Source organism: Actinoplanes sp. ATCC 53533 (assembly GCF_003947245.1).
This window is the reverse complement of record NZ_QHHV01000288.1, coordinates 1-7,207: the sequence shown is the minus strand read 5'-3', so window position 1 is coordinate 7,207 and position 7,207 is coordinate 1. Positions and strand designations below refer to the sequence as shown.

At 73.0% G+C, this 7,207-nt stretch carries 9 protein-coding genes and 1 pseudogene; 6 read left to right on the top strand and 4 right to left on the bottom strand.

The genetic code is table 11. From position 1 onward, the window contains the following. Positions 1-241, top strand: a pseudogene (locus tag DMB66_RS61935) (RNA helicase); the annotation flags it as partial. 85 nt (positions 242-326) lie between these two features. On the opposite strand, the gene DMB66_RS53775 reads toward DMB66_RS61935, so the two are convergent. Further along, positions 327-971, bottom strand: coding sequence for a hypothetical protein (locus tag DMB66_RS53775; RefSeq protein WP_125811792.1), 645 nt, complete (start codon positions 969-971; stop codon positions 327-329). A 17-nt stretch (positions 972-988) separates the two neighbouring features. On the opposite strand from DMB66_RS53775, the gene DMB66_RS53770 reads away from it, so the two are divergent. Then, complete coding sequence (locus DMB66_RS53770; protein WP_125811791.1) at positions 989-1,177, top strand: hypothetical protein; 189 nt, start codon at positions 989-991, stop codon at positions 1,175-1,177. Positions 1,178-1,180: 3 nt separating this feature from the next. Here the strand turns inward: DMB66_RS53770 and DMB66_RS53765 are convergent, their stop codons facing one another. The 3 genes from DMB66_RS53765 to DMB66_RS53755 form a co-directional block, all read right to left on the bottom strand. Then, positions 1,181-2,221: an App1 family protein gene (locus tag DMB66_RS53765; RefSeq protein ID WP_125811790.1), complete on the bottom strand. Its 1,041-nt coding sequence runs from the start codon at positions 2,219-2,221 to the stop codon at positions 1,181-1,183. A gap of 127 nt (positions 2,222-2,348) precedes the next feature. After that, on the bottom strand, positions 2,349-3,014 hold the full coding sequence (locus DMB66_RS53760) for a hypothetical protein (RefSeq protein WP_125811789.1): 666 nt from the start codon (positions 3,012-3,014) through the stop codon (positions 2,349-2,351). Between the two features lie 321 nt (positions 3,015-3,335). Next, on the bottom strand, positions 3,336-3,995 hold the full coding sequence (locus DMB66_RS53755; RefSeq protein ID WP_125811788.1) for a hypothetical protein: 660 nt from the start codon (positions 3,993-3,995) through the stop codon (positions 3,336-3,338). 88 nt (positions 3,996-4,083) lie between these two features. On the opposite strand from DMB66_RS53755, the gene DMB66_RS53750 reads away from it, so the two are divergent. From DMB66_RS53750 to DMB66_RS53735, 4 genes are all read left to right on the top strand, one after another. Then, on the top strand, positions 4,084-4,923 hold the full coding sequence (locus DMB66_RS53750; protein ID WP_370321138.1) for an NAD-dependent protein deacetylase: 840 nt from the start codon (positions 4,084-4,086) through the stop codon (positions 4,921-4,923). Positions 4,924-4,976: 53 nt separating this feature from the next. Continuing rightward, positions 4,977-5,381 (top strand): hypothetical protein, encoded by a 405-nt coding sequence (locus tag DMB66_RS53745; protein WP_125811786.1) that lies wholly within the window; start codon positions 4,977-4,979, stop codon positions 5,379-5,381. Between the two features lie 201 nt (positions 5,382-5,582). Continuing rightward, positions 5,583-6,587 carry a LacI family DNA-binding transcriptional regulator gene (locus DMB66_RS53740; RefSeq protein ID WP_125811785.1) on the top strand — a complete coding sequence of 335 codons (1,005 nt, stop codon included), beginning with the start codon at positions 5,583-5,585 and terminating at the stop codon, positions 6,585-6,587. A gap of 126 nt (positions 6,588-6,713) precedes the next feature. Then, positions 6,714-7,207, top strand: a 494-nt coding sequence (locus DMB66_RS53735; protein ID WP_233625495.1) for an ABC transporter substrate-binding protein, incomplete at its 3' end; no start/stop codon positions are given.

Below are 7,207 nucleotides of genomic sequence, written 5' to 3'. Positions count from 1 at the left end.
GTCAGCCGGCGGCGGCCGCGGGGCGGGAGCCCGCAGCGGCGGCACCCGAGCGGCGAGCGGCGACCAGCCGGCCGGCAACGGCGGCCGGGGCCAGGGCGGCGGCCGGTCCCAGACCGCCCGCACCCAGGGCGCACCCCGCGGACGGCGCACGGGCGGCACCGGCTCGACGCCGGTGCACACGAGCCAGTCGTCGAGCGGCGGCGCGGCGGCCTTCTCGGCACGGAGCCGGGCCGCACGCTAGATAGTCGATCAAGTAAGGGGCGCTGGGTCGAACTCAGCGCCCCTTTCGCTGTCCGCAGCGCCTCGGCGTGGCCGGAAGCCAAGCTTTACGAGGCGCTGACCGCGATCTCCGCACCGAGCCGGTATCCGTCGCGCAGCTCCAGGTCGTCGCCGCTCCAGAAGCGGCCCGGATCGTACCAGCTCGGCTGCTTGCCGTGGCCCAGCAGGCCCATGTCCTCATAGGTCACCGCGACCACCTCGGCGCAGTACGCCGTCTCCAGGTCCGCCTCCTCGGCGGCCGCGTCCTGCCACGGCAGCCGGATCCGGGGCACCCGGCCACGGGCCCAGCGCCAGGCGAGCTGGGCACTGGACGGGAACGGCGTGCCGTCCAGCCGGGCGACCGTCTTGAGCGCCCGGTCCTCCATCTCCGCGGTGACCGGCTGTTCGAGCTGACGCAGCCAGCCGCGCTGGCCGTACCGTTTGGCCCAGACGGTGACCGCGTCCCGCAGGTCATGCAGCTGCACGCCGCGCTGGAAGGTGCCCGACCACAGGTCGGGCAGCGACTTTCCCAGCTCGGCGTGCCACATCAGGGGCGGCATGTCCTCGATGACCAGCGACATGCCGACATGGTTCACCGGGCTGTTGGTCATCGCCTGGATGGCCCGGTCCGGGCCGGAACGGCCGCGGAATATCCAGATGTCACCCGTACGCGTCAAATCCAGTGCCTCGTCGAGGCTGATGTCGGCGACCACGTGTCTATCCTCAGCAGATGCGTTGGTGGAAAGTAGCGGGACTGGCCGGGCTTGCGGGAGTCGCAGCCACGGGTGTGGTGCTGGCACGTTCGGAGCGGCGGCGCCGGGCGTACACGCCGGACGAGATCCGGGAGCGGTTGCACGCCCGGGTCGCGGAGGGGCCGGCCGACCCGGCGCCAGCGGTCGCCGACACCGGCCAGGACTGATCCTCAGACAACATCGGTGTCCCGCAGCAGGGACCAGAGACCGGCCCCGTCCGGCGCGGCGAACCACGTCTTGCCGCCCGAGCCGACCACCTCGGGCGTGCCCGACGGCCCGGGGATCGCGCCGGCCAGCACGGCCTGCGTCGGCGACAGCCGGCGGATGGCCACGGCCGCGACGTTCTCCGGGTGGTCGTGCGCGAACTCGGAGTAGATCTCCTGGTCGTGCTGGCCGTCGTCGCCGATCAGCAGCCACTTGATGTCCGGGAACTCGGCGGCGAGCCGGCGCAGCGTGTTTCGCTTGTGCTCCTGGCCGCTGCGGAACCAGCGGTCCGGGGTGGGGCCCCAGTCGGTGAGCAGCAGCGGGCCGGCGGGATAGAGGTGCCGGGACAGGAAGCGGGCCAGCGCCGGCCCGACGTTCCAGGCGCCGGTCGACAGGTAGAAGACCGGTGCGCCCTGGTTCGCGGTGACGAGCCGCTCGTAGAGCACCGCCATGCCCGGCACCGCCGCCCGGGCGTGCTCGTCGAGGACGAACGTGTTCCAGGCCGCGAGCAGCGGTCGGGGCAGGGCGGTGACCATCACCGTGTCGTCGATGTCGGAGATGACCCCGAACTTGCTGGCCGGATCCACCACCCGGATCGGCGCCTCGACCGGATCGGCGCCCTCGGTGCTCAGCCGCACGGTCCCCCAGCCGGGCTTGAGGTCACCCTTGACCCGGGTGTCGACGTAGCCGCTGCGGTCGGTGCGGGTCTCGTGCACCTGGTCGCCGATCTGGATCCGCACGGGCGCATTGTTCACCGGCGAGGTGGTGAAGCTGCGCCAGCCGCGCACCTTCTCCAGCTTCTTGACGCCCCGTGCGCGCCGGGTCAACACGACCCGGGCCATCACCCGCGCCCAGCCCGGCGCGCCATAACCGGTATATGCGGTAATCACCGGCACCCAACCGCGTTGCCGCAGCCGCCGCTCGATGATCTCGTGCGCGGCGTCCTCGATGCGCGCGGCGCGATGCAGCCGCACGGCGGGCGGGCGGCCCGCCGGGGTCAACGACACTTCGGCCTCCTGCCGTCCGTCATCAGCGACCCCGACGGTACCTGGCCTGCCTGAGTTCCGCGCCGCAACTCCACCGGACGGCGTCCCCGCGAGTCGCCCGGGTCCATTCCGGACGGTCGCCGGCGGCTCACCGCACGGCCAGCCTGGCCTTGGCCGAACGCGCCGGCGCCCACCGCTGCTCGTAGTGCACGTCGCGGCCGGCCCGGGCACGCACCGTGAGGGTCTCCGCGCGCAGGCTACGCAGCGTGGCGGCGGCCCGCTCGGCCTCCTGCCACGCCTGCCGTTCCTGCCCGGTCGCGTCCCGATAGGCGGCGAACCGGTGCTCCCGCACGGCCGCACGCAGCGCGGCCTCCTGGGCGACCGGGTGCCGCCGCGGGTTCCAGGAGCCGCGGTGCGCGAGCACCTCGTTGAGCTGCCCGATGGACAACTCGCGGCGCCGGCAGGCGGCGGTGGCCATCCGGTGCAGGTTGCGCTCCCGGTCGGCCAGCTCGGCACGGGTGCGGCGCTGCTTGAGGATCGGGAAGGCGGACGCGGCGGCGGCCCGGCGCGCGTCACGGTCGGCGGCGTCGAAGGCCGCCCAGGTCGCGTCGACCCGCTCCTGGGCGCGCAGCCAGTCGGCCCGCAACCGGCCCGCGACCTCGGCGGCCCGCGCGGCGGCGAGCGCACGCTCCCCGGCACGGGGATCGGCAGCGGGGGCGGCGGCGCGGGCGGGCCGGCGCGGCACGGCGAGGACGGCCGTCACGGCAGCGACGGCGATCAGCAGGATCATCCAGATGGTTGCGGCGACTTCCACGATTAACACCGACTTCTCTCAGGGGGCCTTCTGCGGCTTTGCAGCGCTCGGCGGTCATTGCGGCTGTCAGAACCGATCCTGTACGCGCACAGGAGTCGCTCATGAAAGCCACGGGGCTGACGCCCTCAGCGGGCGGGACGTCAGCGGGACGCGGGATGGTGCGCCGACTCCGGCATCCGACCGGACCGGGGGCCCGGCAGGGTGCGCCCGACTCAGACACCCCGCGTGGTGCGCCCGGTCAGACGCTCCCGCGTGGTGCGCCCGCGGTCAGGCTCGCGGCCTGGTGCGGCTCGGTCAGGCGCCGTGCGGGGTGCGGCCGGCTTAGATGCGCGGCGGGCCGCGTTCGCCGTGGGCGCCCTGGGCGCCGCTGCCGGCGGCGCGGCCTTCGAAGCAGATTCGGCGGCCGCCGTTCCAGGCCTGGGCCGGCAGCCCGGTGTCGCCGGGCACCGCGCTCGGGCCAGTCGATCCGGGGCCGTAGCCGCCGGCCTGAGCACCCTGCAGGGCCGCGGCGTTCCGGGCCGCGGCCTCGGCCTCGGATCGCGGGCCGGCAGCCGGGAAACCAGGGTCCGTGCCGGCGGCGGCCGGGGAGCCGGAAGCCGGGTCAGCACCGGCGGCAGCCGGAGTGCCCGAGGCGGGCTCGGCGCCGGCGGGCGGGGAGCCGGGATCGGATCCGGCAGCGGGATCGGAGCCTGGGGTCGTCGGCGTCGTCGACCCGGCGGTGTGGCCTTCCTGGGCCAGCGCCAGGTTGGTCTTGTTCGTGCTCAGGTCGGGCTCGGCCGGGGCATCGATCACCGGGAGGCCCGCGGGGAACGGGGTGTCGACCGTCGTGACGATCGTGACCGGGGACTCGGCGGGCTGGTCGGCCGGGTCCTGCAGCGCGGGGACCGCGAAAGCCAGCGCGATCAGCGCCAGGCCGGTCAGGAACTGCAGCAGGCGTCGCCCGTCCCAGTGACGGGGCAGCAGGCGCGCGACGGTGGCCACCCGATCAATCTACCGGTCTTGGACCGTCCGTGCACAGATAGTCGTGAGTGCGTCCTTCGTCCCACTCCGCCGGGTGAGGGACCATGGTGTGGTGACGCAGATCGAACAGCTCGCCGAGTGGGTCGGCGACGGCGCCGTGGTGGTCCTCAGCGGGGCCGGGCTGTCCACCGACTCAGGCATCCCGGACTACCGCGGTCCCTCCGGCGCGGCCCGCCGCACCACCCCCATGACGTACCAGGCCTTCACCCGGGATCCGGTTGCCCGGCGGCGTTACTGGGCGCGCAGCCACCTCGGCTGGCGCACTATCGGCGAGGCCCGGCCCAACGCCGGGCACCGGGCCGTGGCCCGGTTGCAGGAACTGGCCCGGATCGACGGCATCATCACCCAGAACGTGGACGGGCTGCACCAGGCCGGCGGCGCGCACGGCGTCGTCGAGTTGCACGGCAACCTGGCCCGGATCACCTGCCTGGGCTGCGGCGAGCTGACCGGCCGGGTGGCGCACTCCGACCGGCTGGACGCGGCCAATCCCGGCTTCGCGGCGGCCGTAACGGCGGTCAACCCGGACGGCGACGTGGAGATCGACGACGCCGAGCTGGACGGCTTCCTGGTGGTCGACTGCGCGTCGTGCGGCGGGATGCTCAAGCCCGACGTCGTGTACTTCGGCGAGACCGTGCCCGCCGAACGGGTCAGCCGCAGCTTCGAGCTGGTCGCGGGGGCCCGGACCCTGCTGGTGCTGGGCTCCTCGCTGACCGTGATGTCGGGGCGGCGATTCGTGCTGCGGGCCGCGAAGGACGGCATCCGGGTGGCGATCGTCAACCAGGGCGTCACCCGCGGCGAGCCGTACGCGGACCTGATCGTGGACGCCGCCTTGGGCGAGGTGCTGCCCGAGGTGGTGCGCCGGGTGGAGGGCGCTGCCGTACCCGGATGAATTGGGTATGCGGGCTCATTCGGCGCCCACGGCACCCGCCTAGGTTCGTTCCCATGCCTTCCAAGACGTTGTTCCGCACCACCGCCGGCCTGTTCGCCCTGGCCGCCGCCACCGTGTTCACCTGGTGGGCCTGGCTGGGCCGGGACACCACGATGACGCTGGACCCGGCGACCGGCGACTACTCGGGCCCGTACACGACCGCCCAGGTCGCCGGCGCCGTGCTCACTCTCGCCGCCCTGCTGGTCACCGCCGTGCTGCTACGGGTGCCGGCGCTGCCGGCCGCCGCCGTGATGACCGTCGCGTTCACCGCGGCGTGGACCGCGCAGGCCGCCGGCCAGGACGAGTCGGGGCTGTTCGCCGTGGGCGCGACCCTCCTGCTGGCCGGCATGACGGCCGGGACGACGGTCGTCGCGCTGATCACCGCGGGCCTGCGCCGGCACCGGCGGCCGGCCCTCTGAGCCCATCCGGTTCGTCCGGATATCGCGAAGGCTCGCGGCGGCCGTGCGCGGCCGCCGCGGCGCATGGTTACCGTCTCGAAATCTAAATAAAGCTATCGGCTCGTTGACGTGACCCGACCCACCGGAGTTAACTGCCGGAACCGCTCCCGAAACCGGTTCCGAAACCCCGGGGCAACCGTCGCGACACCAGCCGGAGGACAAGTGCCAATCACCATCGCCGATGTGGCGGCCCGGGCCAAGGTCAGCAAGACCACGGTGTCCCGGGTGCTCAACGGCAAGGGTGAGCTGGACGCGTCCACCGCCGCCCGGGTCCGCAAGGTCATCGACGAGCTGGGCTATGTGCCCAGTTCACGGGCCGTGGGCCTGGCCCGCGGCCGGACCCGGGTGGTGGGCATGCTGGTCCCCTCGCTCACCTGGCCGTGGATCGGCGAGGTGCTGCAGGGCGCCGTCGACGTGCTCGAGACCGAGCGCTACGGCCTGCTGCTCTTCACCTGCAACCGGGGTGAGGAGTCGATGCGCCAGTTCGGCGCCCAGGTCTCCGCCAAGAGCTTCGACGGGCTGCTGGTCATCGAACCCGAGGGCACCCTCGACTACATCGCCATGCTGCACGCCCGCGGCCTGCCGGTGGTGCTCATCGACGACCGCGACACGCAACCGGTCCAGATTCCGAGCGTGGGCACCACCAACCACACCGGCGCCGGCGCAGCCGCCCGGCACCTGCTGAGCCTCGGCCGGCACCGGCCGCTGGTCGTCGCCGGCCCCGAGCGCTTCGGCTGCACGGTGCAGCGGCTCGACGGCTTCGCCGGCGCCTACGCCGAGGCCGGCCACCCGATCGACGCGGACCGGGTGCTGCCGGGCGACTTCACCATCGCCCGCGGCTTCTCCGGCGTCCAGGCCGCGCTGGCGTCCGGTGTGGAGTTCGACGCGATCTTCGCCCACAATGACCTCTCCGCCGCCGGCGCGATGCAGGCCGTGCTGGACAGCGGCCGGCGCATCCCCGAGGACGTCGCGGTGGTCGGCTTCGACGACATTCCCCTGGCGGCGCACACCCGGCCGCCGCTGTCCACTGTGCACCAACCACTGCGTGAGATGGGCGAAGCGGCGGCACGCATGCTGCTCGCCCACTTCGAGGGCTCACCCCTGCCCAACCGTCCCACCGTCATCCCCGCCACCTTCACCGTCCGCGGCTCCACCGGCCCGAGCTAGGCCACGCTTCTTCACCGTCACACCCCCATAACCCGTCATACGGCCGGCGCTGCGACGTCGGCGGATTCGCCCTGCCTCGGGGCACCCCCTCTCACCCGATTCCGTACCATCTGAGGAGATTCAGAGATGCAGCGAAGGAAACTGTTCGCGGTCGCTCTCGCCGGCGTGCTCGCCTCCGGCGGCCTCGCCGCCTGCGGCGACTCGCCCAACGAAGGCAACAAGAAAGCTGCCGGTGGTGCCACGTTCCTGACCGTGGGTATGCCGAACGGCCCGCAGACGGAGAACCACAACCCGTTCCTCACCACGTCGGCCGGCGCCCAGCTGGGCTACCGCTGGATGCTCTACGAGCCGCTGATGATGTGGAACCCGGTGAAGCCGGCCGAGCCGTCCCGCCCGTGGCTGGCCACCGGTGTCGAGTGGACGCCCGATTTCAAGAAGGCGACCATCACGGTTCGCGACAACGCGAAGTGGTCCGACGGCAAGCCGCTCACCGCCGACGACGTCGCATACACGTTCAACCTCATCAAGAAGACCGAGGCGCTGAACCTGGCCGCCACGCCGTACGGCGAGATCACCGCCAGCGGCAACACGGTGACGGCCACGTTCACCAGCTCGATGTT

Bases quoted from the DNA above. Each gene is read 5' to 3' on its own strand.
- DMB66_RS53770 (WP_125811791.1), top strand. From the start codon at position 989: ATGCGTTGGTGGAAAGTAGCGGGACTGGCCGGGCTTGCGGGAGTCGCA.
- DMB66_RS53745 (WP_125811786.1), top strand. From the start codon at position 4,977: ATGCCTTCCAAGACGTTGTTCCGCACCACCGCCGGCCTGTTCGCCCTG.